We start from the raw sequence: 24,833 nt of genomic DNA, 5'->3' as shown, positions 1-24,833 counted from the left end.
ACAGACAGGAGGCGCCATGGCGCAGGTATTGGTGATCGGAGCGTCGCGCGGCATCGGCCACGAGCTGGCGCGGCAGTACATCGACAACGGCGACCGCGTGATTGCCACGGTGCGCCGTGCCGGGGACCGCGACGCGCTGCTGGCGCTGGGAGCGGCGGCGGTGCATCTGGTCGATGTGGCGCAGCCGCAGTCCGTCAGCGGGCTGGCCTGGCTGCTCGATGGCGAGAAGTTCGACCATGCGTGGTATGTGGCGGGCGTGCTGGACCATCAGCGCTCGGCCAATCCGCCGACGCAGCAGGAGTTCGACCGTGTCATGCACACCAACCTGCTGGGCGCCATGCAGGCGCTGCCGCAGGTGGCGCCGATGGTCCAGGCCGCCGGCGGCAAGTTTGCCTTCATCTCCAGCAGCATGGCCCAGATCGGCCATGTGGACAACGACCATTCCTGGCTCTATCGCTGCAGCAAGGCGGCGCTGAACATGGCGGTGGCCGCGGCCCGGCATGGCTGGCCCGGCGCGCTGCTCGTGACCATCGATCCGGGCTGGGTGCGCACCGAGATGGGCGGCGCCGGCGCGCCGCTTTCGGTCGAGCAAAGCGTGCAGGGCATGCGCGCCACGCTGGCGGGCGCCGGGCCCGAGGATGCCGGCCGGCTGCTGCACCATGACGGGCGGCGCGCCGACAGCTGGTAGCGCGCGGCAACAACAGAACGAACACAACGGAGACAAAAGAGATGCTGCTGACCCCCGACCAGGAAATGATCCGCGATGCGGTGCGCGACTTCGCGCGCCAGGAAATCTGGCCGCACGCGGCGCGCTGGGACAAGGAACACCACTTCCCCCGGGACGTGCACCAGGGCCTGGCCGCGCTCGGCGCCTATGGCATCTGCGTGCCCGAGGCCTATGGCGGCGCGGGGCTGGACACGCTGAGCCTGGCGCTGGTGCTCGAGGAGATCGCGGCCGGCGATGGCGGCACGAGCACCGCCATCAGCGTGACCAACTGCCCGGTCAATGCCATCCTGATGCGCTATGGCAGCGAAGCGCAGAAGCAGCAGTGGCTGGTACCGCTGGCGCGCGGCGAGATGCTGGGCGCGTTCTGCCTGACCGAGCCGCATGCGGGCTCGGATGCGTCCTCGCTGCGCACCACGGCGCGCAAGGAGGGCGACGACTATGTGATCGATGGCGACAAGCAGTTCATCACCAGCGGGCAGAACGGCCAGGTGGCGATCGTGATCGCGGTCACCGACAAGGCCGCGGGCAAGAAGGGCATGAGCGCCTTCCTGGTGCCGACCAGCGCGCCAGGCTATGTGGTGGCGCGCCTGGAGGACAAGCTGGGCCAGCACAGCAGCGACACGGCGCAGATCCGCTTCGAGGGCTGCCGCATTCCGGCCGCCAACCTGCTGGGCGCCGAGGGCGAGGGTTACAGGATCGCGCTGTCGGCGCTGGAAGGCGGGCGCATCGGCATTGCGGCGCAGAGCCTGGGCATGGCGCGCAGCGCCTTCGAGGTGGCGCTGCAATATGCCAGGGAGCGCGAGAGCTTCGGGCAGCCGATCCTGCAGCACCAGGCCGTGGGCTTCAGGCTGGCCGAATGCGCGACGCAGCTGGAAGCGGCGCGGCAGCTGATCTGGCATGCGGCCAGCCTGCGCGATGCGGGCCGGCCCTGCCTGCAGGAGGCGGCCATGGCCAAGCTGTTTGCCAGCGAGATGGCGGAGCGCGTGTGCAGCGCAGCGATCCAGACGCTGGGAGGGTATGGCGTGGTCAGCGATTTTCCGGTCGAGCGCATCTATCGCGATGTGCGGGTGTGCCAGATCTATGAAGGCACGAGCGACGTGCAGAAGATCATCATCCAGCGCGCGCTGGCGTGAACCGTGGGGCTGGAGCGGCCCGGGCGCAGGCAAAATGGCGGGCTGGCCCTTGAAGGAATTTCCATGCACGCCCCACTCCCTGATTCCACCATGCCCGCAGGCGGGCGGCTCTGATGGCGCAGGCCGAGCTTGCTGCCTGTCCCTGCGGACGGGCCGATGCCAAGGGGCGCGTGCTGTCCTATGCGGGCTGCTGCGCGCGCTTCATCGCGCATTTCGAGACCACGCCTGCACCCGATGCCGAGCATCTGATGCGCTCGCGCTATAGCGCGTTCGTGCTGGAGGATGTGGCTTATCTGCAGGCCACCTGGCATGCCAGCCAGCGTCCGGCAACCTTGGATTTCGAGCCGGGGGTGCGTTGGCTGGGGTTGAGCGTGAAGGACTTCCAGGTGACGCGCGAGGACCGGGCTGAGGTCGAGTTCGTGGCGCGTTACCGGGTGGCGGGGCGGGCCGTGCGGTTGCATGAGCGCAGCCGGTTTGTGCGGGAGGAGGGACGGTGGTTCTATGTCGATGGGGATCAGTTTTAAGTGCGCAGGGGTGACAGCAAGCCGGTTCCTGTAGGGCAGGCCGTCCACCCTTCGACAGGCTCAGGGCGAACGGTTTTGCGCCAGGCAGGGCGAACGGTTTTGCGACAGGCTCAGGGCGAACGGTTTTGCGCCAGGCTCAGGGCGAACGGTTTTGCGACAGGGTCAGGGCGGACGGTTTTGCGCCAGGCTCAGGGGGAACGGTACAAACCGCTCGTGGTGAACCTGCCTGGGCGGCCCCGTCGAACCATGAACGGCCTGCCCTCAAGCGAAGTGTTTTTGAATCCACGGAGAACGCCGGCCCAAGCCGGCACGAACAATGCAATTCGAAGCGATCCTGTTTGACTGCGACGGCGTGCTCGTCGACAGCGAGGCCATTACCAATACGGTGCTGTGCGGCATGCTCAATGAATCGGGCTGGCCGATCTCGGCCGAGGAGTGCATGCGCGTCTTCATCGGCCGCACGGTGCGCAGCGAGGCGGCGCGCATCAAGGCGGCGACCGGAAAACCGTTGACCGACGAGTGGATGGCGGCGTTCTATGCGCGCCGCAACGAACAGCTGCGCGCGCAGCTGCTGGCCATCGACGGGGCGCTCGATGCGGTGCAGGCCGCGCACCGGCTGCTGCAGGGGCGCATTGCGGTGGCTTCGGGCGCGGACCGCTTCAAGGTGGAGATGCAGCTGACCCAGGTCGGCATGGCGCCGTATTTCGAAGGCAAGGTGTTCAGCGGCCACGAGACGCCGCGCTCCAAGCCCTTTCCCGACGTATACCTGGCGGCGGCCGCGGCGCTGGGCGTGGCGCCCGAGCGCTGCCTGGTGATCGAGGATTCGGTGCCGGGCATCGAGGCAGGCCTGGCGGCTGGAGCCACGGTGTGGGGCTACTGCCCTGATCCGGTGCTGCATGCCACGCCGCAGATGCTGCTGGATGCGGGCGTGGCGCGGGTCATGCGCTCGATGGCGGAGCTGCCCGCCTTGCTGGGGGCCTGAGGCTCATTCCGGCAGCGCGTTGCTGCGCCGGCGGTATTGCGCCGGCGTGTCGCCGGTCCATTGGCGGAACGCGCGCATGAAGCTTTTCTCGCTGGCAAAGCCGCAGGCCAGCGCCACGCGCTTGATAGGCTGCTGCGTGCGCTGCAGCAGCGCCAGCGCGCGCTCGCGCCGCACCTGGTCCTTGAGCGCCTGCAGCGAGCTGCCTTCGTCCTTGAGCTGGCGGTGCAGGCTGCGCGCCGAGAGGTGCAGTTGCTCGGCCAGCGTGGCGGCCGTGTGCAGCGATTGCGCATCGGCCACCAGCAGCCGGCGCACGCGCTGCGCCAGCGGCCGGTCGCGGCGGTAAGGGCGCACGGTGAGCGGCAGCGCGCGCTGCAGCATCTGTTGCAGCGCGGCTTCGTCACGCGCCAATGGCAGCGCGAGAAAGCGGGCGTCGAAACGCAGGTGCGCGCGGTCGGCACCAAAGCGCACACCCGTGGGCGCGGCCACGGGAAACAGCACCGTGTAGGCATCGGCGTGCGCCGGAGGCGCGAACGGAAAGCCGGCTTCCAGCAGCGGCAGGCGCGCATCGATCAGCCAGCTGGCCAGGCCGTGGATATTGCGCAGTACCGACACCAGGCAGAACTCGCGCATGGCGCCCAAGGGTCGCTGTTCGCTGATCGCCAGCTCGGCGGTATCGCCGTGGGTCTGCAACTCCAGCGCGATGTCGTCGGCCAGCAGGCCGTGATGCCGGCACCAGCGCGCCAGCGCCAGGCCCAGCGAGGCGCTGCTGATCGAGGCGCGCGCCAGCATGCCGTAGCTGCCCCAGGGCAGGCGCCGGCCGAACCAGCCCAGCGCCTCGTCGTCGAGCTCGCGCATGGCGGCGTCCGACAGCACTTCCATCTGCATGGCAGTGATGCGCGCTTCGGCAAGCGCCACGCGCTCTGGCGCGATTTGTGCCTTTTGCAACGCTGCTTCGGCTGACAGCCCACGCTGCGCGTAGGCCTGCACGATGGCCTGCACGAAGGCCATTGGCGTCAGTGCCGGATGGCCCCCTGCGGCATGCGTTGCCAGTGGCTGAGATGCGCGTACCAGAGCGGGAGTGGACATGGTGCTGGCAATTATTGCAACCTTTGTGGCCTGATTGGCGCAGGGCGCACCCGTATGCTGATGGTCATGCCCCGCACACCGCCTGCCCCCGCACGCCGCTCAATGCGCGGAATGCCCGGAAACCGACTCGCCGTCGGCCAGCGGCAGCCCGGCTGCGCGCCGCGCGACGGCCAGGCGCTTGCGCAGCGCGACCTCGGCCAGATCGAGCTCGCTGACCATGTTGCGCAGCGTCTGGTCATTGATGCGGTGCGCCTGGCGTTCGGCATACACGACCTCGCGCTCCCGCTGCAGGCAGTGGATGCGCAGTTCCAGTTCCATCACATAGCGCAGCTTGCGCTGCAGCACCAGTTCGGGCGATTCGTTCTGCGCCTCGACCGACAGGGCCGCGGTGCTGCTGTCGTCCAGCAGGTTCAGCCGGTTGCGGTATTCCTGCGTCAGCCGGCCCACCACCTCCTGGCGCTGGGCCAGCCAGTCGGCGTCGTGCAGTTCGCACTGTTCTTCGGTCAGCACCATGCTCGACAGCGCCGCCTGGCTCGCGGCAATGCGCGCCAGGCGTTCCTCGCGCACGGTTTCGGGCTCGGGCGCGGGCGGCATGTGGCGCAGGATCCAGGGCAGCGCGATGCTGGCCAGCACCAGCGTGAACAGGATGGTGCCCGTGGCCAGGAAGATCAACAGGTCGCGCGCGGGAAAGGCCTCGCCGCTTGGCAGCAGCAGCGGCACGGACAGCGCGCCGGCCAGCGTCACGGCGCCGCGGATGCCGGCCACGGTGGTGGCCAGGATCAGCAGGCGCGAGGGCTTCTCGGCCATCTTGCCCAGGCGGTGTGCCTGGCGGAAGCTGCGCTGCACGCCCAGCGTCACCCAGCCCCAGCGCATCAGCAGCAGCGCGGTCGAGATCGCGATCACATAGCCGACCAGTACCCACCATTCGTGGCCGGCCGCAAGCAGCGTGCTGCCGATGATCGATGGCAGCTGCAGCCCCAGCAGCAGGAAGATCGCGCCGTTGAAGGCGGCCTCGACCATCGACCAGGTGGCGTTGCTCTGCATGCGCTCGGTGATGAAGTCGCCGCGGTCCAGGTCGGCGAAATTGGTGGCGACCCCCGCGGCCACGGCCGCCAGGATGCCCGACACGCCGATCTGCTCGCCGACGATGTAGGCCGCAAAGGGCAGCAGCAGGAGCAGCAGCACCATCTGCGTGGCGGCGACATCGCCCAGGCGGCGCGTGATGGCGCTGCGCGCATAGCTGAAGCCCCAGCCCAGCGCCGCGCCCACGCCCAGGCCGCCGACGGCCATCCAGGTGAAGTCCTTGGCGACCTCGCCCCAGGAGAACATGCCGGTCAGCGTCGCGGCCACCGCGAATTTGAGCGCCACCAGGCCGGAGGCATCGTTGAGCAGCGATTCGCCTTCCAGCACGTGCATGGTCTTCTCGGGCATGCCCAGGTTGCGCGTGATGGCCGAGACGGCCACGGCATCGGTGGGCGAGATCACGGCGGCCAGCGCAAAGGCCACCGTCAGCGGCATTGCGGGAATCATCCAGTGGATCAGATAGCCCAGGCCGAGTACCGTGAACAGCACCAATACCAGCGCCAGCTTCAGGATCGGCTTGTAGAGCGCGAAGAACTCGCGCTTCGGGATGCGCGCGCCGTCGGAAAACAGCAGCGGCGGAATGAAAAGCAGCAGGAACAGCTCGGGATCGAAGGCGATGTGCAGGCCCTTTTGCGGCCAGGCAATCAGTGCGCCCAGCGCGATCTGGATCAGGGGCAGCGGAATGGCGCGTACATACCGGGCGGCGATGCCGGTCAGGGCGCCAAGCATCAGTACCAGCAGGACGGTTTCAACAGTGTGCATTGGGGCATTGTCCCCAGGGGACGGCGGCGCAGACCGTCGGGTGGTCATAGAAACCCCGGTTTCCGCTAGGGCAAGGCAGACACTAAGAGACACAAACAGCGGCAACAAGCAACAAAGGCAAGACATGGGCATTCTCGAATCTCGAATCAACCCCCGCTCGGCGGATTTCCAGGCCAACGCGGCCGCTATGCAGGCCGTGGTGCAGGACCTGCGGCGCCAGGTCGACAAGGTGCTCGAGGGCGGCGGCGAGGCCCCGCGTGCCAAGCACCTGGCGCGCGGCAAGCTGCTGCCGCGCGACCGCGTGCAGCAGTTGCTCGATCCGGGCACGCCCTTCCTCGAGCTGGCGCCGCTGGCCGCGCTCAACATGTACGACAACGCGGCGCCGGGCGCGGGGCTGATTGCCGGGGTCGGCCGGGTCAGCGGCGTGGATTGCATGATCGTGTGCAACGACGCGACGGTGAAGGGCGGCACCTACTACCCGATGACGGTGAAGAAGCATCTGCGTGCCCAGGAGATCGCGGCGCAGAACCGCCTGCCCTGCATCTATCTGGTGGATTCCGGCGGCGCCAACCTGCCCAACCAGGACGAGGTGTTTCCCGACCGCGAGCACTTCGGCCGCATCTTCTACAACCAGGCCAATCTCAGCGCCCAGGGCATCGCGCAGATCGCCGTGGTCATGGGCTCGTGCACGGCGGGCGGCGCCTATGTGCCGGCGATGAGCGACGAGTCGATCATCGTCAAGGAGCAGGGCACGATCTTCCTGGGCGGCCCGCCGCTGGTGAAGGCCGCGACCGGCGAGGTGGTCAGCGCCGAGGACCTGGGCGGCGGCGACGTGCACACCCGGCTGTCGGGCGTGGCCGACCATCTGGCGCAGAACGACCTGCATGCGCTGGCGCTGGCGCGCACCGCGGTCTCGCACCTCAACCGCAGCAAGCAGACGAATGCCGCCGATGCCACACCCGTGGCACCGCGCTTTGCCGCCGAGGAGCTGTATGGCGTGATCCCGGTCGACACGCGCAAGCCCTTCGACGTGCGCGAGATCATCGCGCGCATCGTCGATGACAGCGCGTTCGACGAATTCAAGGCGCGCTTCGGCAGCACCCTGGTCTGCGGCTTCGCGCGCATCGAGGGCATGCAGGTGGGCATCATCGCCAACAACGGCATCCTGTTCAGCGAGTCGGCGGTCAAAGGCGCGCATTTCATCGAGCTGTGCTGCCAGCGCAAGATCCCGCTGGTGTTCCTGCAGAACATCACCGGCTTCATGGTCGGGCGCAAGTACGAGAACGAAGGCATCGCGCGCCATGGCGCAAAGCTGGTGACGGCGGTGTCCACCGCGGCCGTGCCCAAGTTCACCATCATCATCGGCGGCAGCTTCGGCGCGGGCAACTACGGCATGTGCGGGCGCGCGTTCTCGCCGCGTTTCCTGTGGATGTGGCCCAACGCGCGCATCTCGGTCATGGGCGGCGAGCAGGCGGCGAGCGTGCTGGCCACCGTCAAGCGCGACGGCATCGAGGGCCGCGGCGGGCAGTGGAGCGCCCAGGAGGAGGAGGCCTTCAAGGCGCCGATCCGCCAGCAGTATGAAGACCAGGGGCACCCCTACTACGCGACGGCACGCCTGTGGGACGATGGCGTGATCGACCCGGCCGACACGCGCCGCGTGCTGGCGCTGGGCCTCTCGGCCGCGCGCAACGCACCCATCGAAGACACGCGCTTTGGCGTGTTCCGCATGTAAAGGAGTCCCGCATGCCTACGCTTCACATTGCCTATGACTCCGGCGTGGCCCGCATCACGCTGGCCCGGCCCGAGATCCGCAACGCCTTCAGCGACGTCGCGATTGCCGATATCACCCAGGCCTTCCTCACGGTGGGCGAACGCGCCGACGTGCTGGCCGTGGTGCTGGCGGCCGAGGGCCCGGCGTTTTGCGCCGGCGCCGATCTCAACTGGATGCGCCGGATGGCCGACTACACGCGCGACGAGAACCGCGACGATGCCGGCAAGCTTGCCGAGATGCTGCGCGTCATTTACGAATGTCCCAAGCCGACGCTGGCGCGCGTGCAGGGCGATGTCTATGCCGGCGGCATGGGCCTGGTCGCGGCCTGCGACATGGCGGTGGCGGCGGATAGCGCCGGCTTCTGCCTGAGCGAGGTCAAGATCGGCCTGATTCCCGCGACCATCAGCCCCTATGTGATCCGCTCCATGGGCGCGCGCGCCGCACACCGCTATTTCCTCACCGGCGAGCGCTTCGATGCCGCCGAGGCGCATCGCATCGGCCTGGTGCATGAAGTGGCCAGCGCCGAAGCGCTCGATGAGAAGGTGCAGGCCATACTCGAGCCGCTGCTGCGCTCGGGCCCGGCCGCGGTGCGCGCCTGCAAGCAGCTGGTGATCGATGTCGCGGGGCGCGATATCGAGCCGGGCCTGGTGGCGGCCACCGTCGAGAGCATTGCCACCATCCGCGCCAGCGCCGAGGGCAAGGAGGGCGTGCAGGCCTTCCTGTCCAAGCGCAAGCCGTCGTGGCTCGCGTGAGCGCCGCATCCAATGAATTGAGGGAGACAGCAATGTTCAGCAAGATCTTGATTGCCAACCGCGGCGAAATCGCCTGCCGCGTGGCCGCCACGGCGCGGCGCATGGGCGTGCGCACGGTGGCCGTGTATTCCGATGCCGATGCGCGTGCGCCGCATGTCGCGGCCTGCGACGAGGCGGTGCACATCGGCGGCAGTGCGCCCAAGGACAGCTACCTGCGCTGGGAGCGCATCCTGGAGGCGGCGCGCGCCACGGGCGCCGAGGCGGTGCACCCGGGCTATGGCTTTCTCAGCGAGAACGAGGAATTCGCCCAGGCCTGTGCCGATGCCGGGCTGGTGTTCATCGGCCCGCCGCCCTCGGCCATCGAGTCGATGGGCCTGAAGGCCGGATCGAAGCAGCTGATGGAGAAGGCCGGCGTGCCGCTGGTGCCGGGCTACCACGGCGCCGACCAGGACCCCGCGCGCCTGCAGGCCGAGGCCGACCGCATCGGCTACCCGGTACTGATCAAGGCCAGCGCCGGCGGCGGCGGCAAGGGCATGCGCGCAGTCGACCGCAGCGAGGACTTCGCCGCGGCGCTCGCCAGCTGCCAGCGCGAGGCGATCAACAGCTTCGGCGACGACGCGGTGCTGATCGAGAAATACGTGCAGCGCCCGCGGCACATCGAGATCCAGGTGTTCGGCGACACGCTGGGCAACTACGTCTACCTGTTCGAGCGCGACTGCTCGGTGCAGCGGCGCCACCAGAAGGTGCTGGAGGAGGCGCCCGCGCCTGGTATGACCGAGGAACTGCGCAGCCGGATGGGCGCGGCCGCGGTGGCCGCGGCGCGCGCCGTCGACTACGTGGGCGCGGGCACGGTGGAGTTCATCGTCGAGCAGCGGGGCGGCGGGGCAATGGACTTCTTCTTCATGGAGATGAACACCCGGCTGCAGGTCGAGCATCCGGTCACGGAAGCCATCACCGGCGAGGACCTGGTCGAATGGCAGCTGCGCGTGGCCAGCGGCGAGCCGCTGCCCAAGCGCCAGGACGAGCTGCGCATCATCGGCCATGCGATCGAGGCGCGCATCTGCGCCGAGAACCCCGACAACCAGTTCCTGCCCGCCACCGGCACGCTGCAGGTCTATCGCAAGCCGGCCGCCAGCAGTTTCGCCGTGGCCGACGTGCGCATCGACGACGGCGTGCGCGAGGGCGACGCGATCAGCCCCTTCTACGACTCGATGATCGCCAAGCTGATCGTGCGCGGGGACAACCGCGCGCAGGCGCTGGCGCGCCTCGATGCGGCGCTGGCGCAGACGCATGTCGCCGGGCTGGCGACGAACGTGCAGTTCCTGCGCCATGTGCTGCACTCGCCTTCCTTTGCCCTGGCGCAGCTGGACACCGCGCTGATCGAGCGCGAGAAGGCGGTGCTGTTCCACCAGGACCCGTTGGGCGTGCCGCTGGCCGTGGCCGCGACCACCGCCAGCGCGCTGCTGCAGGAGCAGGCCGTACAGGGCGCAGACCCCTTCAGCCGGGTTGACGGCTGGCAGTCGCATGGCCGCAGCGAGCGCCCCTGGTCATGGGAGATCGAAGGTGCGGCCGTGGAGGCAAAACTGCATTACCTGCCCGGCGGCGCGCTGGCGCTGGCGCTGGCCGCGCAGGAGGACTTGCCCGAGGTGGACAAAGCCCTGGTGTTCCATGCCAAGGACGGCGTGCTCGATCTCGAATACGCGGGCCGGCGCACGCGCGCCCAGGTCTACCGGCTGGGCGACCAATTCCATGTGTTCACGCCGCGCGGCGCGCAGGTGCTGACCCTGGTCGACCGGCTGGCGCATGCGGGCGAGGCGCATGCCGAAGGGGGCCGACTCACCGCGCCCATGCCCGGCAAGCTGGTGTCTTTTGCCGTCAAGGCCGGCGACAGCGTGGAGGCAGGCCAGCCGCTGGCGGTGATGGAGGCCATGAAGATGGAACACACCATTGCCGCGCCGCATGCCGGCGTGGTGGAGGAGCTGCTGTACCAGCCCGGCGACCAGATCGGCGATGGCGCCGAGCTGCTGCGCCTGGCGCGCGCTTGAGTCACGTGCAGTACCGCAAAAACCCGGGGCTTTTGGCGGGCGTGGTTGCCCAGCCGCGTTACGCTTGGCGGCCATGAAAATCACCTTCTGCTACGCCGATACCCGCCCCGAACCCTGGATCGAAGGGCTGCGCGCGGCCTTTCCCGCCGCCGATGTGTCGGTGTGGCGGCCGGGCGCGCCCCAAGCCGACTATGCGCTGGTGTGGGCGCCGCCCCAGCAGTTCGTGGACGAGCAGGCCGGGCTCAAGGCGATGTTCAACCTCGGCGCGGGAGTGGACGGGCTGCTGCGGCTGAAGCTGCCGGCGGATCTGCCGCTGGTGCGCATCGAGGATGCAGGCATGGCGGTGCAGATGGCGGAATATGTGTGCCAGGCCGTGGTGCGGCATTTCCGCGAACTCCCCGCCTATGAAAGCGCGATGGCGCGCGGCGAATGGAAGCTGCGCAAGCCGCGCGTGCGCCGGGACTTCGCGGTGGGCGTGATGGGCCTGGGCGTGCTGGGCCAGCGCGTGTCGCGGGCGCTGGCGCATTTCGAGTTTCCGGTCAATGGCTGGAGCCGTTCGCCGCGCGAGCTGGACGGTATCACCACCTGGCATGGCACCGAGGGGCTCGATGGCTTCCTGCGCGCCAGCCGGGTGCTGGTCAACCTGCTGCCGCTGACCCCGGACACACGCGATATCCTGAATGTGGATACGCTGTCGCGGCTGCAGCCCGGCGCGTATGTGGTCAACGTCGCGCGCGGCGCGCATCTGGTCGATGAGGACCTGCTGGCGCTGCTCGCGAGCGGCCACCTCGCGGGCGCGACGCTCGATGTCTTCCGCACCGAGCCGTTGCCCGCGGACCATGCATTCCGCCGCGACCCGCGCATCACGCTCACGCCGCATGTCTCGGCGCGCACGCTGCGCGAGGAGAGCCTGGCACAGATCACGGGCAAGATCGCGGCGCTGGAGCGCGGCGAATCCCTGACCGGTGTGGTCAAAGGCACGCGCGGTTATTGATCGCCCAATGAAATTACCCAATGGAATGAAAACCATGAGCTATCCCTCCCGCGTCAAACTGGTGGATGTAGGCCCGCGCGACGGGCTGCAGAATGAAAAGCAGACCGTGCCCGCGGCCGTGAAGATCGAGCTGGTGCACCGGCTGCAGGCGGCGGGCCTGCGCGAGATCGAGGTCACGAGCTTCGTGAGCCCGAAGTGGGTGCCGCAGATGGCCGACAACGCCGAAGTCATGGCCGGCATCGCGCGCCAGCCCGGCGTGCGCTACTCGGTGCTGACCCCGAACCTGCGCGGTTTCGAGGCCGCCGTGGCCAGCCGGCCCGACGAGATCGTGGTCTTCGGCGCGGCCAGCGAGGCTTTCAGCCAGCGCAACATCAATTGCTCGATTGCCGAGAGCATCGAGCGCTTCGCCCCCGTGGTCGAGGCCGCGCGCGCGGCCGGCATCCACGTACGCGGCGCGATGTCGTGCACCGTGGGCTGCCCCTACGAGGGCGAGATCGATCCCTCGCGCGTGGGCTACCTCGCGGGCCTGATGAAGGGCATCGGCGTGCAGCATGTGGGCGTGGCCGACACCATCGGCGTGGGCACGCCGCTCAAGGTGCAGCGCGCGCTCGAAGCCACGCTGGCGCATTTCGAGCTGGACGATGTTTCGGGCCATTTCCATGACACCTACGGCCAGGCGCTGGCCAACACGCTGGCTTCGCTGGAGCTGGGCGTGTGGCAGTTCGACACCTCGGTCGCGGGCCTGGGCGGCTGCCCCTATGCCAAGGGCGCGACCGGCAACGTCGCCACCGAGGACGTGGTCTACATGCTGCAGGGCATGGGAATCGACACCGGCATCGAGCTCGATGCGCTGATCGATGCCGGCCAGTACATCAGCGACTTCCTGGGCCGTCCCACGCAGTCGCGCGTCGCCAAGGCGCTGCTGGCCAAACGGGAGGCAAATGTCTGTGCCGCCGTCTGAGAGCGTCCCCGCCGTGGGCACGACCGTGGCAGGCACGCCCGTGGATATCCCCGCGGCGCTGGCAAGGCGCGCCGCGCTGGTGCTGGCCGAGGGCGGCTTTGCCGAGGATTTCGACGGCGTGGTCTCCTCGCCCTGCATCAGCATCTGCCGCATGACGGCCGACCGCAGCCATTGCCAGGGGTGCTTTCGCACGCTGGAGGAGCTGCGCGCGTGGGGCAAGGCGGATGCGGTGCAGCGGCGGGAGATCTGGGGGCGGCTGCTCGTTAGGGCGGGTGTGGAGCATCCGGCGCCGGATCGGGTTCATGCTTCTGACTAGAGGTCTGGACGCCCACCCTTCGACAAGCTCAGGGCGAACGGTAAAACGTTCATGCTTGGCTCGGCGCAGTGTACCTGTTGATGCATGAATAAAAATCCGTTCGTGCTGAGCTTGTCGAAGCATGGACGGCCTGTCCTCCAAAAAAGCACCGAAGCATGAAACACATCACCTTCCACATAGACTTCGTCTCCCCCTACGCCTGGCTGGCCTTCGAGCGCATGCCCGAGGTGCTGGAGGGCTTGAGCTACACGGTGCAATACCGCCCGGTGCTGCTGGGCGCGCTGCTGCAACGCAACGCGAACCCCGGGCCCGCGGGAATCGAGGCCAAGCGCGAATGGACCTACCGCCATGTGCACTGGCTCGGCGCCTCGCTGGGCGTGCCGCTGGACATGCCGGCCGAGCATCCGTTCAACCCTTTGCCGCTGCTGCGCCTGGCGCTGCAGTGCAGCGACGACGGCAGCATCAACCGTTTCGTGGCCGGCACGCTGCTGCGCCATGTGTGGCAGGGCGGGCAGTCGGCGCTCGATGCGCAGCGCCTGCAGGAGCTGATGCAGCAGTTGCAGGGCCAGCTGCGCAGCGACGACCAGGCCACGCAGCGTGCCAAGGACTTTTTGCGCACGAATACGGAAGCTGCAGCCAACGCGGGCGTGTTTGGTGTGCCGGCCTGGGAGGTCGATGGCAAGATTTTCTGGGGGCTCGACGGCCTGCCGATGCTGCGCTCCTATCTGGCACAGGAGCCATGGTTCGATGCCGCGCATTGGGAGTCCTTGCCGCAGACGCCCTCCGGTTTGAAAGCCTGATACAGCCCTTTTCACATCCCGAAAAGGGATCCAAGGGTTCGACCCGAGAATGTCAGCGCGGCGTAAGTCCGGCGCAAGCTCCTGTTGGTTTGGTGTCAGAGAGCGGTCAGTGGTGTCTCCAAGAATGGGGGTGACCGCTGCGAGCGGCACTTATAACCAACAGGAGACAACAGCATGGCCATCAACGCTTCATCCGGCGTGGGTGTCAAGGGCGTCGCACCGCGCCCCATGACACCCGAAGAGCGCAAAGTGATCTTTGCGTCATCCCTCGGCACGGTTTTCGAGTGGTATGACTTCTACCTCTATGGCTCGCTCGCGGCCATCATCGCCAAGCAGTTCTTCAGCGGGCTCGACGAGGGCTCGGCTTTCATCTTCGCGCTGCTGGCGTTTGCCGCGGGCTTCATCGTGCGGCCCTTTGGCGCGCTGGTGTTCGGCCGGCTGGGAGACATGATCGGGCGCAAGTACACCTTCCTGGTGACGATCCTGATCATGGGCCTGTCGACCTTCATCGTCGGCATCCTGCCGACCTATGCCTCGATCGGCGTGGCCGCGCCGGTGATCCTGATCATCCTGCGCATGCTCCAGGGGCTGGCACTGGGCGGCGAATATGGCGGCGCCGCGACCTATGTGGCCGAGCATGCGCCGCATGGCCGGCGCGGGGCCTACACCTCGTGGATCCAGACCACGGCCACGCTGGGGCTGTTCATGTCGCTGTTGGTGATCCTGGGCGTGCGCACCTCGGTGGGCGAGGCCGCCTTCGCGGACTGGGGCTGGCGCATTCCTTTCCTGGTGTCGATCCTGCTGCTCGGGGTGTCGGTGTGGATCCGCATGACGCTGTCCGAGTCGCCGGCCTTCCAGAAGATGAAGGCCGAGGGCAAGACCTCGAAGGCGCCGCTGGCCGAGTCCTTCGGCCAGTGGAAGAACCTGAGGATCGTGCTGCTGGCGCTGGTCGGCCTGACGGCCGGCCAGGCGGTGGTCTGGTACACGGGGCAGTTCTATTCGCTGTTCTTCCTGACGCAGCAGCTCAAGGTGGATGCGGTCACGGCCAACCTGATGATCGCCGCCGCGCTGCTGATCGCCACACCCTTTTTCGTGGTGTTCGGCACGCTGTCGGACAAGGTCGGCCGCAAGCCGATCATCATGCTCGGCTGCATTCTGGCGGTGCTGACCTATTTCCCGGTGTTCAAGGCGCTGACCGCAGCGGCGAATCCCGACCTGGCCGCGGCCCAGGCGCGCAGCAAGGTGGTGATCGTGGCCGATCCGGCCGAATGCTCGTTCCAGTTCAACCCGACGGGCACGGCCAAGTTCACGAGTTCGTGCGATGTGGCCAAGCAGGTGCTGGCCTCGGCCTCGGTCAGCTATGACGCGGTGGATGCGCCTGCGGGCACTCCGGCGGTGATCAGGATCGGCGACGACGAAATCCCGAGCTTCTCGTCCCGCGGCCTGAGCGCGGAGGAGGCCAAGTCCAAGGACGGCGCGTTCAGGAAGGCCGTGACCGATGTGCTGCGCCAGGACGGCTACCCGGCCAAGGCCGACCCGGCCAAGATGAACAAGGTGATGATGGTCGTCATCCTGACCTACCTGGTGCTGCTGGTGACCATGGTCTATGGCCCCATCGCCGCCATGCTGGTCGAGCTGTTCCCGACGCGCATCCGCTACACCTCGATGAGCCTGCCCTACCACATCGGCAATGGCTGGTTCGGCGGCCTGCTGCCCACCATGTCCTTTGCCATCGTGGCGCAGACCGGCAACATGTACAGCGGCCTCTGGTATCCGATCATCATCGCGGCGATGACGGCCATCATCGGCACGCTGTTCGTGCGGGAAACCAAGGACGTCGATATCTACGCGGGTGACTGAGAAAGACTGCACGCGGCCCCTGCGCCTTGCAGGATGCAGGGGCCGAAAGCGTTGCGCGGATGCATAAAGTGGAAGGCGTCACAGGCCTGAAGCTTTTTGTCCCCAGGGGGGCGACCTAGAATTTTGCCGCAGCCGGAGTGAGCGCTTCCAAAGCAGTTCGGTCCTGACTGCTCCGCCGCAAAACCACAATTCCAGGAGTCCCCCATGAACCATATCCAACGCAGCTTGCTGGCCGTTCTGGCCATTGCCGGCACCTCGGCAGCCACGGCACAGAGCAGTGTCACCATTTACGGCCGCATCAACACCACGGTCGAACAGCAGAAGAACGGCGGCACCAAGCTCACCGGCCTGTTCAACAACGCTTCGCGCTGGGGCCTGCGCGGCTCCGAAGACCTCGGCGGTGGCCTCAAGGCCGGCTTCCAGCTGGAAAGCGGCTTTGCCTCCGACACCGGCGTTTCCGAGCCAGTCTACTTCCGGCGCCAGAGCGAAGTGAACCTCGGCGGCGGTTTCGGCCTGCTGCGCCTGGGCAACTTCACCTCCGAGTCGTACTACGCCACGGCCGACGCCATCAGCATGCACAACCACGACACCGGCTCGTCGGCCGACGCGCTGTATGCGTATGTGATGCGCGACATCAACAAGCTCTCCTACCGCCTGCCGGCATTGGGCGCCTTCACCGCCGAAGGCGCGGTCTCGCTGAGCGAGAAGGAGCCGGGCGCGCGCAATGCATTTGACCTGGCGCTGAACTACGGCGCCGGCCCCCTGGGTATGGGCCTGGGCTATACCCGCAACAAGGGCGCGGCTGGCGTGTTTGGCGCCTATGCGGGCGAAGCCGACCAGATCGCACTGCGCGCTTCCTATGCACTGGGCGACGTCAACCTGGGCGCGTATTACCAGTACGCAACGCTGGACCGTGTGAATGGCGGCACCGCCGAAGCCAAGCGCCATGCCCTGCGTCTGGCGGCGATGTATACCCTGGGAGCATCCGAATTCCATGCCAACTTCGGCCGCGCCGACAAGATCAAGCTCGGCGGCAGCAAGCTGCCGGGCACGGCGGCCAACCAGTGGACCCTGGGCTACAACTACAACCTGAGCAAGCGCACCAAGGTCTATGGCTACTTCACCAAGATCGACAACGGCGCGAACATCAACTACCTGGGCGGCGCAGCGGGCGAGGACTTCCGCTCGGTGGCGGTGGGGGTGCGGCATAACTTCTGACGCGTGATGGCGGGCGCAGGCCAGCCCTGAATCTTCCGTGCCGTGGTGCGGAAGGTTTTTTCATGCGTGCAGAAGGCTTTTCTGCCTCGGCTTCGGGCCGACGCTGAGGGCGATCATCGGCGCGCCGTTCGTGCGTGAAACCCGGGATGCACGCGAAGTGGAGGCACTGCACAGCCTTCAGGCTGTTGCTGAAATGCCTCGAAGTGCGCCAATGCCACGGATCCTGGAGCTTTTTCCCTGCAAATCGGCATCCTAGAATTTTTTCATGGCGAAGTGAGTGTCCACTGCGGTTTTCTATTGGCTTCGCCTGAAACCAAAACTCCAGGGAGCCTCCATGAAGCAGATCCAACTTGCATTGCTTGCCGCCGTGGCCATTGCCGGTACGTCAGCGGCACTGGCGCAGAGCAGCGTTTCTCTTTACGGCCGCGTCAATACGACGCTTGAACAGCAAAAGAACGGAAGCACCAAGCTCACCGGCATGTTCAACAACTCCTCGCGTTTCGGTCTGCGTGGCTCGGAAGATCTCGGCGGCGGCCTCAAGGCTGGCTTCCAGATCGAAAGCGGGTTTTCCTCCGACACCGGCGTGTCCGACCCCGTGTTCTTCCGCCGCCAAAGCGAATTGAACCTGGGCGGCGACTTTGGCCTGCTGCGCCTGGGCAATTTCACTGCGGAGTCGTACAACACCACGCTGGAAACGACCAGCCTGCACAACCACGACACCGGTTCGTCGGCCGACGTGCTCTACACCTATGTGATGCGCGACATCAACAAGATCGCCTACCGTCTGCCGGCCTTGGGGGCGTTCAATGCCGAAGGCGCGGTCTCGCTGGCCGAAAAGGAGCCGGGTGCGCACAATGCCTATGACCTGGCGCTGGTCTATGGCGCCGGTCCTGTCGGCTTGAGCCTGGGTTACAGCCGCAACAAAGGCGCAACCGGCATCTTCGGTACTTATGCCGGTGAAGCCCAGCAGGCTGCACTGCGCGCGTCCTACGCATTGGGCGGCTTCAAGCTGGGTGCCTATTACCAGTACGCGACGGTCGGCAATGCCAATAACGGCACGGCCGACGCCAAGCGCCATGCCGTGCGGCTGGCGGCGATGTACTCCGTGGGTGCGTCCGAGTTCCACGCCAACTTCGGCCGCGCCGACAAGGTCAAGCTCGGCGGCAGCAAGCTGGGAGGGACGGCCGCCAACCAGTGGACGCTGGGCTACAACCACAACCTGAGCAAGCGCACCAAGCTCTATGGTTACTTCACCAGGATCGACCACGGCGCGAACATCAACTACCTGGGTGGAACGCCGGGGGCCGACTTCCGCTCGGTGGCGGTGGGGGTGCGGCATAACTTCTAGGCATGGAGCCTGGGCTGCGGCCAATCTTGACCTTCCCGTGCCTGGTGCGGGGAGGTTTTTTTATGGGCTGGGCTGGCAAGCAAAAGGTTTCACTGAATAAATACACAGTAATTGCCAGGCAATGTTTTGTCCGACAGCGTGCCCCTGAGGTCCAGTCCTAGAATGGTCCGCCATCATTCAGAAAGACTGCCTGTATGCCCCAGGGACTGATCCGCATCCGCGGCGCGCGCCAGCACAATCTCCAGAACGTCGACCTCGATATTCGCACCGGCGAGCTGACGGTGGTCACGGGTCCGAGCGGGTCGGGCAAGTCGAGCCTGGTTTTCGACACGCTGTATGCCGAGGGCCAGCGGCGCTATGTCGAGACCTTCAGCGCCTATGCGCGCCAGTTCCTCGACCGCATGGACAAACCGGCCGTGGACCGCATCGAAGGCGTGCCGCCGGCCATCGCCATCGACCAGACCAATCCGGTGCGCAACTCGCGCTCCACGGTCGGCACGATGACCGAGCTCAACGACCACCTCAAGCTGCTCTATGCGCGTGCGGCCCATTTGCACGACCAGGTCACGGCGCTGCCCGTGCGGCACGACACGCCCGAGTCGATCTACGAGGAGCTGGCGCAGCGCAGCGCCGCCGCGGGCGACCCGCGGCTGGCGATCACCTTTGCCGTCGAGCTGCCGGCCAGCACCACGGCCGAGGAGGTGGAGCAGTGGTTGTCCGCCAGCGGCTTCACCAAGGTCCAGGCCGAGCGCGAAGTGGAGCTGGCGGCGCCCGAGGCCGCCAAGGGCAAGGGCAAGAAGGCCGCAGCCGCACCCACGCGCGTCAAGATGCTGGACGTCATTGCCGACCGCTTTCGCTTCAGCCGCACCGAGCGCGCGCGCGTGATCGAAGCCATCGAGGTGGCGCTCAAGCGCGGCACCGGCCACATGACCGTCTACAGCCTGCCCGAGGAGGGCGAGCCCGCGCTGTGGCGTTTCTCGCTGGGCCTGCACTGCCCGGAAAGCGGCCTGTCCTATACCGCGCCCATGCCCTCGCTGTTCTCGTTCAACTCCGCGGTTGGCGCCTGCGAGGCCTGCCGTGGTTTCGGGCGCGTGATCGGCGTGGACTGGGGGCTGGTGATTCCCAACGAAAAGCTCACGCTGCGCACCGGCGCCGTCAAGGCCGTCCAGACGCCGGCATGGAAGGAGATCCAGGACGACCTGATGCGCCATGCCGAGGCCGAGGGCATTCCGCGCGACACCGCCTGGGCCAAGATGAGCCCCGAGCAGCAGGCCTGGGTACTCGACGGCTCGCCGAACTGGAACGGCAAGTGGAACCAGACGTGGTACGGCATCAAGCGCTTCTTCGAGTACCTGGAAAGCAAGGCCTACAAGATGCACATCCGCGTGCTCTTGTCGAAGTACCGCAGCTACACCGAATGCCCGACCTGCCGCGGCGCGCGCCTCAAGACCGAGAGCCTGCTGTGGCGCCTTGGCAGCAAGGAAGGTGCCGATGCCGTGCTGCCGCCGGCGCAGCGCTTCATGCCCGCGGGCGTGTCCTGGAGCCGCGAGCAGCTCGAGGCACTGCCCGGGCTGTGCCTGCACGACCTGATGCGCCTGTCCATCCACCGGCTGCAGGAGTTCTTCGCCACGCTCACGCCCAGCGACCAGCCCCAGGCCTCGGACGGCGAGGCCCAGGCGCTGAAGATGCTGCATGAGGAGATCCACACCCGGCTCAAGTACCTGGTCGACGTGGGCATCGGCTATCTGACGCTGGACCGGCAAAGCCGCACGCTCAGCGGGGGCGAGGTGCAGCGCATCAACCTGACCACGGCGCTGGGCACCTCGCTGGTCAACACGCTGTTCGTGCTGGACGAGCCCAGCATCGGCCTGCACCCGCGCGATATGCAGCGCATCACCGAAGCCATGCAGCGCCTGCGCGACGCGGGCAACACGCTGGTCGTGGTCGAGCACGACCCGGCCGTCATGTTTGCCGCCGACCGCATGATCGACATGGGCCCCGGCCCGGGCGCGCGCGGCGGCCAGATCGTGTTCGACGGCACGCCCGATGCGCTGCGCCAGGCCGACACGCTCACCGGCGCCTACCTGGGCGGGCGCAAGCAGGTGGGTTTCGGCTTCAAGCGCATGGTCACGGAATCCACGCCGCGGCTGATCCTCGAGGGCGCGCGCGAACACAACCTGCGCCATCTGGACATCGACTTCCCGCTGCAGCGCCTGGTCACCGTCACCGGCGTCAGCGGCTCGGGCAAGTCCACGCTGATCCAGGACGTGCTGGCGCCGGCGCTGCTGCGCCACTTCGGCAAGCCCACCGATGCCGCGGGCGCCTTCGAGCGCCTGATGGGTGCGGACCACCTGAGCGACGTGGTGTTCGTCGACCAGTCGCCGATCGGCAAGACCGCGCGCTCGAACCCGGCCAGCTATGTGGGCGCCTGGGACAGCATCCGCGAGCTGTTCGCGGTCGCGCCGCTGGCGCGCCAGCGCGGCTATACCGCCTCCAAGTTCAGCTTCAACAGTGGCGACGGGCGCTGCCCGACCTGCGGCGGCTCGGGCTTCGAGCATGTCGAGATGCAGTTCCTGTCCGACGTCTACCTGCGCTGCCCGGATTGCGACGGCCAGCGCTACCGCCCGGAAATCCTCGAGGTGCATATCGAGCGCCATGCCGTGGGCGAGCTGCAGCCGCGCCGCCTGAGCGTGGCCGACGTGCTCGAGCTCACGGTGAGCGAGGCCGCGACGCTCTTTGCACAGGACCGCGAGGTGCTGCGCGCGCTGCAGCCCATCGTCGAGGTCGGGTTGGAATACGTGAAGCTGGGCCAGCCCGTGCCCACGCTCAGCGGCGGCGAGGCCCAGCGCCTCAAACTTGCAGGCTTCCTGGCCGAGGCGGCGAAGACCGCGTCGAAGTCGCGCCAGGCCGTGGCGCGCAAGGGCACGCTGTTCCTGTTCGACGAGCCCACGACGGGCCTGCATTTCGACGACATCGCCAAGCTGATGCGCGCGCTGCGCAAGCTGCTGGAAGCCGGGCATTCGCTGATCGTCATCGAGCACAACCTCGATGTGATCCGTGCCAGCGACTGGCTCATCGACCTGGGTCCCGAAGGCGGCGAGGGCGGCGGGCTGATCGTCGCCCAGGGCACGCCCGAGGACGTGCGCCAGCATCCGAGCTCGCACACCGCGCAGGCGCTGCGCGAATACGACCTGGCGATGGGCGTGGGCGGCCAGCTGGTCACCGAGGTGGCGCCCATGCTCTACCCGCGGGGCGATCGCAAGGCGCCGCTGGCGTCCGACAAGGACGTGATCGAGATCGTCAACGCGCGCGAGCACAATCTCAAGCAGCTGTCGGTCGAGATTCCACGCGGCAAGTTCAATGTGGTCACCGGCGTCAGCGGCTCGGGCAAGTCGACGCTGGCCTTCGACATCCTGTTCAACGAGGGCCAGCGCCGCTACCTCGAATCGCTCAACGCCTATGCGCGTTCCATCGTCCAGCCCGCAGGCCGGCCCGAGGTGGACGCGGTCTACGGCATTCCGCCCACCGTGGCCATCGAGCAGCGGCTGTCGCGCGGCGGGCGCAAGTCCACCGTGGGCACGACCACCGAGGTCTGGCACTTCCTGCGCCTGCTCTACGTGAAGCTGGGCGTGCAGCACTGCATCCACGATGGCGCGGCCGTGCAGCCGCAGACCCCTGACAGCATTGCCGCGCAGCTGATGACGCAGTTCCGCGGGCAGCACATCGGCCTGCTTTCGCCGCTGGTGGTGAACCGCAAGGGCGTCTATACCGAGCTGGCCGACTGGGCGCGGCCGCGCGGCTATACCCATCTGCGCGTCGATGGCGAGTTCCTGCCGACCACGGGTTTCCCGCGGCTCGACCGCTTCAAGGAGCACAGCATCGACCTGCCGGTGGCCAGCGTCGAGGTCACGCCGCAGAACGAAGCCGAGCTGCGGCTGCATCTGGCGCAGGCGCTGGAGCTGGGCAAGGGCGTGGTGCATGTGCTCAGCGGCATCGACGACCTGGGCGCGGCCATGGCCGGCGGCCGGAGCACGGCCGGCCTGGGCAAGCTGCAGGCCTTTTCGACCCAGCGCGCCTGCCCGGTCTGCGCGGCCAGCTACGCCGAGCTCGATCCGCGGCTGTTCTCGTACAACAGCAAGCACGGCTGGTGCCCCGAGTGCGTGGGTACGGGCGTGCAATTGAGCAAGGAGCAGCGCCAGGTCTATGACGACACCCTGCTGGCCGAGGACAACCGCGGCCGCGAGGTCAAGTTCGAGGGCCAGGAGGTCGAGGACCTGGCCGAGGTCACCTGTCCCTGCTGCTCGGGCACGCGGCTCAATGCCACTGCGCGCGCCGTGCGCTTCCACGACGTGGGCATCACCGACATCGCGCGGCTCTCGGTCACCGATGTGCGCGTCTGGGCCCAGGCGCTCTCTTTGAGCGGCCGCGAGGCCGGCATTGCGCGCGACCTGCTGCCCGAGATCCAGGGCCGGCTCGAATTCCTCGAGGAGGTCGGGCTGGGCTATCTGACGCTGGACCGTGGCGCACCGACACTCAGCGGCGGCGAGGCCCAGCGCATCCGGCTGGCGGCGCAGCTCGGCAGCAACCTGCAGGGCGTGTGCTACGTGCTCGACGAGCCGACCATCGGCCTGCATGCGCGCGACAACCAGATCCTGCTCAACGCGCTGCACAAGCTCGGCGACAAGGGCAACACGCTGGTCGTGGTCGAGCACGACGAGGACACCATCCGCCGCGCCGACCATGTGATCGACATCGGCCCGAGCGCCGGCAAGCGCGGCGGCCGGCTGGTCGCCCAGGGCAGCCCCGAGGACGTTATGCAGGCCGAGGACTCGGTCACGGGCCGCTACCTGCTGCATGCGATGCGCCATCCGTTCCAGCCGCGCCGTCCCGTGGTCTGGCCGCCGGTGGCGCAGGCGGCGGTGGCAGAAGTGACCGAAGCGCCAAAGAAGCGCACCAAGAAGCAGATCGCTGCCGATGCGGCTGCCGCCCTGCAGGCCGACAGCGCCGCTGCCAATGCGGCGCTGACGCAGCCCGTGGTGCGCGGCGGCAGCGGACCGCAGCGCTGGCTCACGGTGCTGGGCGCCGACCTGCACAACCTGCAGCGCGTCGATGCGCATGTGCCGCTCAAGCGCCTGGTGGCGATCACCGGGGTCAGCGGCTCGGGCAAGTCGACGCTGGCGCGCGACGTGCTGTGGACCAATGTTGCGGCCTGGGTCGGCCAGCGCAGCACCCTGGCCGGGCGTGAAGCGATGGATGCGGGCAAGGCGCCGCCGCTGGTCGGCTGCGCGGGCCTGCGCGGCTTCGAGAGCATCGACCGGGTGCTCGAAGTCGACCAGACCCCGATCGGCAAGACGCCACGCTCCTGCCCCGCGACCTACATCGGTTTCTGGGACACGATCCGCAAGCTGTTTGCCGACACGCTCGAGGCGCGCGCGCGCGGCTATGGTCCGGGGCGCTTCTCGTTCAACACCGGCGAGGGCCGCTGCCCGACCTGCGAGGGCCAGGGCCTGCGCACCATCGAGATGAGCTTCCTGCCCGACGTCAAGGTGCCCTGCGACACCTGCCACGGCGCGCGTTTCAACCCCGAAACGCTGGCCGTGACCTGGCGCGGCAAGAGCATCGGCGACGTGCTGCAGATGGAGGTCGACGAGGCGGTCGATTTCTTCGCCAGCATGCCGGCCATCGGCCACCCGCTGCAGCTGCTCAAGGACGTGGGCCTGGGCTATCTGACGCTGGGCCAGCCCTCGCCCACGCTCAGCGGCGGCGAGGCGCAGCGCATCAAGCTGGTGACCGAGCTGACCAAGGTGCGCGATGACATCGCACGCCGCGGCAACAAGGCGCCGCACACGCTGTATGTGCTGGACGAGCCCACGGTGGGCCTGCACATGTCGGACGTGCAGAAGCTTATCGAGGTGCTGCACCGCCTGGTCGATGCCGGGCATTCGGTGGTGGTCATCGAGCACGATCTCGATGTCATCGCCGAGGCTGACTGGGTCATCGACCTGGGCCCCGAGGGCGGCAACGGCGGCGGCCGCATCGTGGCCGCGGGCACGCCCGAGACGCTGGTCGAGCAGGGAACGCATACCGGCAACGCCATCGCTCCCGTACTGGCAAGGCAGTGATGCGGGAATACGCCGTGCTGTGGCACCCCCGGGCGCCGGCCAAGCCGCCGCTGGGCGCGCCCTGCAATGGCTGCGGCCTGTGCTGCCTGGCCGAGCCCTGCCCGATGGGCATGCTGGTCTCGCGCCGGCGCACGGGTGCCTGCAGCGCGTTGCGTTGGGACGATCAGGGCGGGCATTACCGCTGCGGCGTGCTGGAAGATGCCAAGGCCTCGGGCGTGGCGCCCGGGCGCTGGCAGCGATGGCGCGCAAAGGTCTGGCTGCGCATGGCGCGGCGCTGGATCGCGGCAGGCGTGGGCTGCGATGCGGATCTGCGGGTGGATTAGGCATCGTCTGCAAAGGGCCGGCCCGT

General features: G+C 67.7%; 18 protein-coding genes. 16 read left to right on the top strand and 2 right to left on the bottom strand.

Annotation, left to right across the window (positions count from 1 at the left end; translation table 11 throughout):
• Positions 1-16 precede the first annotated feature (16 nt).
• The 4 genes from M9799_RS06440 to M9799_RS06425 all read left to right on the top strand — a co-directional run bounded on the left by M9799_RS06440 (position 17) and on the right by M9799_RS06425 (position 3,366).
• A complete protein-coding gene (locus M9799_RS06440) occupies positions 17-688 on the top strand; it encodes an SDR family oxidoreductase (RefSeq protein ID WP_231043266.1) in 672 nt (223 codons plus the stop codon).
• 41 nt (positions 689-729) lie between these two features.
• A complete protein-coding gene (locus M9799_RS06435; protein ID WP_231043267.1) occupies positions 730-1,860 on the top strand; it encodes an acyl-CoA dehydrogenase family protein in 1,131 nt (376 codons plus the stop codon).
• 113 nt (positions 1,861-1,973) lie between these two features.
• Positions 1,974-2,384, top strand: a complete 411-nt coding sequence (locus M9799_RS06430; RefSeq protein WP_231043268.1) for a YchJ family protein — start codon at positions 1,974-1,976, stop codon at positions 2,382-2,384.
• Positions 2,385-2,700: 316 nt separating this feature from the next.
• Positions 2,701-3,366 carry an HAD family hydrolase gene (locus tag M9799_RS06425; protein ID WP_231043269.1) on the top strand — a complete coding sequence of 222 codons (666 nt, stop codon included), beginning with the start codon at positions 2,701-2,703 and terminating at the stop codon, positions 3,364-3,366.
• A gap of 3 nt (positions 3,367-3,369) precedes the next feature.
• Here the strand turns inward: M9799_RS06425 and M9799_RS06420 are convergent, their stop codons facing one another.
• Together M9799_RS06420 and M9799_RS06415 are read right to left on the bottom strand one after the other, a co-directional pair.
• Positions 3,370-4,452, bottom strand: coding sequence for an AraC family transcriptional regulator (locus M9799_RS06420; RefSeq protein WP_231043270.1), 1,083 nt, complete (start codon positions 4,450-4,452; stop codon positions 3,370-3,372).
• Positions 4,453-4,551: 99 nt separating this feature from the next.
• A complete protein-coding gene (locus M9799_RS06415; protein WP_231043271.1) occupies positions 4,552-6,297 on the bottom strand; it encodes a Na+/H+ antiporter in 1,746 nt (581 codons plus the stop codon).
• A 124-nt stretch (positions 6,298-6,421) separates the two neighbouring features.
• Here M9799_RS06415 and M9799_RS06410 point away from each other — a divergent pair, with 124 nt between their 5' ends.
• The 12 genes from M9799_RS06410 (at position 6,422) to M9799_RS06355 (ending at position 24,807) form a co-directional block, all read left to right on the top strand.
• Positions 6,422-8,029 carry a carboxyl transferase domain-containing protein gene (locus tag M9799_RS06410; protein WP_231043272.1) on the top strand — a complete coding sequence of 536 codons (1,608 nt, stop codon included), beginning with the start codon at positions 6,422-6,424 and terminating at the stop codon, positions 8,027-8,029.
• Between the two features lie 11 nt (positions 8,030-8,040).
• The gene (locus M9799_RS06405) at positions 8,041-8,820 is read left to right on the top strand and encodes an enoyl-CoA hydratase/isomerase family protein (protein WP_231043273.1); all 780 of its coding nucleotides are present in this window, start codon (positions 8,041-8,043) and stop codon (positions 8,818-8,820) included.
• Positions 8,821-8,852: 32 nt separating this feature from the next.
• The gene (locus tag M9799_RS06400; protein WP_231043274.1) at positions 8,853-10,865 is read left to right on the top strand and encodes an acetyl/propionyl/methylcrotonyl-CoA carboxylase subunit alpha; all 2,013 of its coding nucleotides are present in this window, start codon (positions 8,853-8,855) and stop codon (positions 10,863-10,865) included.
• Positions 10,866-10,938: 73 nt separating this feature from the next.
• Complete coding sequence (locus M9799_RS06395; protein ID WP_231043275.1) at positions 10,939-11,859, top strand: 2-hydroxyacid dehydrogenase; 921 nt, start codon at positions 10,939-10,941, stop codon at positions 11,857-11,859.
• 34 nt (positions 11,860-11,893) lie between these two features.
• A complete protein-coding gene (locus M9799_RS06390; RefSeq protein WP_231043276.1) occupies positions 11,894-12,820 on the top strand; it encodes a hydroxymethylglutaryl-CoA lyase in 927 nt (308 codons plus the stop codon).
• Positions 12,821-12,833: 13 nt separating this feature from the next.
• Positions 12,834-13,136 carry a DUF1289 domain-containing protein gene (locus M9799_RS06385; RefSeq protein ID WP_377007536.1) on the top strand — a complete coding sequence of 101 codons (303 nt, stop codon included), beginning with the start codon at positions 12,834-12,836 and terminating at the stop codon, positions 13,134-13,136.
• 155 nt (positions 13,137-13,291) lie between these two features.
• Entirely contained in the window at positions 13,292-13,936 is a 645-nt protein-coding gene (locus M9799_RS06380) for a 2-hydroxychromene-2-carboxylate isomerase (RefSeq protein WP_231043277.1), read from the top strand.
• A 174-nt stretch (positions 13,937-14,110) separates the two neighbouring features.
• Positions 14,111-15,796, top strand: coding sequence for an MFS transporter (locus M9799_RS06375; RefSeq protein WP_231043278.1), 1,686 nt, complete (start codon positions 14,111-14,113; stop codon positions 15,794-15,796).
• A 204-nt stretch (positions 15,797-16,000) separates the two neighbouring features.
• Entirely contained in the window at positions 16,001-17,014 is a 1,014-nt protein-coding gene (locus M9799_RS06370; protein ID WP_231043279.1) for a porin, read from the top strand.
• A gap of 334 nt (positions 17,015-17,348) precedes the next feature.
• Positions 17,349-18,362: a porin gene (locus M9799_RS06365; RefSeq protein ID WP_231043280.1), complete on the top strand. Its 1,014-nt coding sequence runs from the start codon at positions 17,349-17,351 to the stop codon at positions 18,360-18,362.
• A gap of 194 nt (positions 18,363-18,556) precedes the next feature.
• On the top strand, positions 18,557-24,484 hold the full coding sequence (uvrA, locus tag M9799_RS06360; protein WP_231043281.1) for an excinuclease ABC subunit UvrA: 5,928 nt from the start codon (positions 18,557-18,559) through the stop codon (positions 24,482-24,484).
• Positions 24,484-24,807 carry a hypothetical protein gene (locus M9799_RS06355; RefSeq protein WP_231043282.1) on the top strand — a complete coding sequence of 108 codons (324 nt, stop codon included), beginning with the start codon at positions 24,484-24,486 and terminating at the stop codon, positions 24,805-24,807. The genes uvrA and M9799_RS06355 overlap by 1 nt, the downstream gene beginning before the upstream one ends.
• Positions 24,808-24,833 lie beyond the last annotated feature (26 nt).

Source organism: Comamonas endophytica (assembly GCF_023634805.2).
GTDB classification, from domain to species: domain Bacteria; phylum Pseudomonadota; class Gammaproteobacteria; order Burkholderiales; family Burkholderiaceae_C; genus Comamonas; species Comamonas endophytica.
Note: the sequence above shows the minus strand (reverse complement) of the source record. Positions and strands in the feature narration are given on the sequence as shown.

Excerpts from the sequence above, each read along its gene's own strand:
- M9799_RS06440 (WP_231043266.1), top strand. The coding sequence starts at position 17 with ATGGCGCAGGTATTGGTGATCGGAGCGTCGCGCGGCATCGGCCACGAG.
- M9799_RS06435 (WP_231043267.1), top strand. The coding sequence starts at position 730 with ATGCTGCTGACCCCCGACCAGGAAATGATCCGCGATGCGGTGCGCGAC.
- M9799_RS06430 (WP_231043268.1), top strand. The coding sequence starts at position 1,974 with ATGGCGCAGGCCGAGCTTGCTGCCTGTCCCTGCGGACGGGCCGATGCC.
- M9799_RS06425 (WP_231043269.1), top strand. The coding sequence starts at position 2,701 with ATGCAATTCGAAGCGATCCTGTTTGACTGCGACGGCGTGCTCGTCGAC.
- M9799_RS06420 (WP_231043270.1), bottom strand. The coding sequence starts at position 4,452 with ATGTCCACTCCCGCTCTGGTACGCGCATCTCAGCCACTGGCAACGCAT.
- M9799_RS06415 (WP_231043271.1), bottom strand. The coding sequence starts at position 6,297 with ATGCACACTGTTGAAACCGTCCTGCTGGTACTGATGCTTGGCGCCCTG.
- M9799_RS06410 (WP_231043272.1), top strand. The coding sequence starts at position 6,422 with ATGGGCATTCTCGAATCTCGAATCAACCCCCGCTCGGCGGATTTCCAG.
- M9799_RS06405 (WP_231043273.1), top strand. The coding sequence starts at position 8,041 with ATGCCTACGCTTCACATTGCCTATGACTCCGGCGTGGCCCGCATCACG.
- M9799_RS06400 (WP_231043274.1), top strand. The coding sequence starts at position 8,853 with ATGTTCAGCAAGATCTTGATTGCCAACCGCGGCGAAATCGCCTGCCGC.
- M9799_RS06395 (WP_231043275.1), top strand. The coding sequence starts at position 10,939 with ATGAAAATCACCTTCTGCTACGCCGATACCCGCCCCGAACCCTGGATC.
- M9799_RS06390 (WP_231043276.1), top strand. The coding sequence starts at position 11,894 with ATGAGCTATCCCTCCCGCGTCAAACTGGTGGATGTAGGCCCGCGCGAC.
- M9799_RS06380 (WP_231043277.1), top strand. The coding sequence starts at position 13,292 with ATGAAACACATCACCTTCCACATAGACTTCGTCTCCCCCTACGCCTGG.
- M9799_RS06375 (WP_231043278.1), top strand. The coding sequence starts at position 14,111 with ATGGCCATCAACGCTTCATCCGGCGTGGGTGTCAAGGGCGTCGCACCG.
- M9799_RS06370 (WP_231043279.1), top strand. The coding sequence starts at position 16,001 with ATGAACCATATCCAACGCAGCTTGCTGGCCGTTCTGGCCATTGCCGGC.
- M9799_RS06365 (WP_231043280.1), top strand. The coding sequence starts at position 17,349 with ATGAAGCAGATCCAACTTGCATTGCTTGCCGCCGTGGCCATTGCCGGT.
- uvrA (WP_231043281.1), top strand. The coding sequence starts at position 18,557 with ATGCCCCAGGGACTGATCCGCATCCGCGGCGCGCGCCAGCACAATCTC.
- M9799_RS06355 (WP_231043282.1), top strand. The coding sequence starts at position 24,484 with ATGCGGGAATACGCCGTGCTGTGGCACCCCCGGGCGCCGGCCAAGCCG.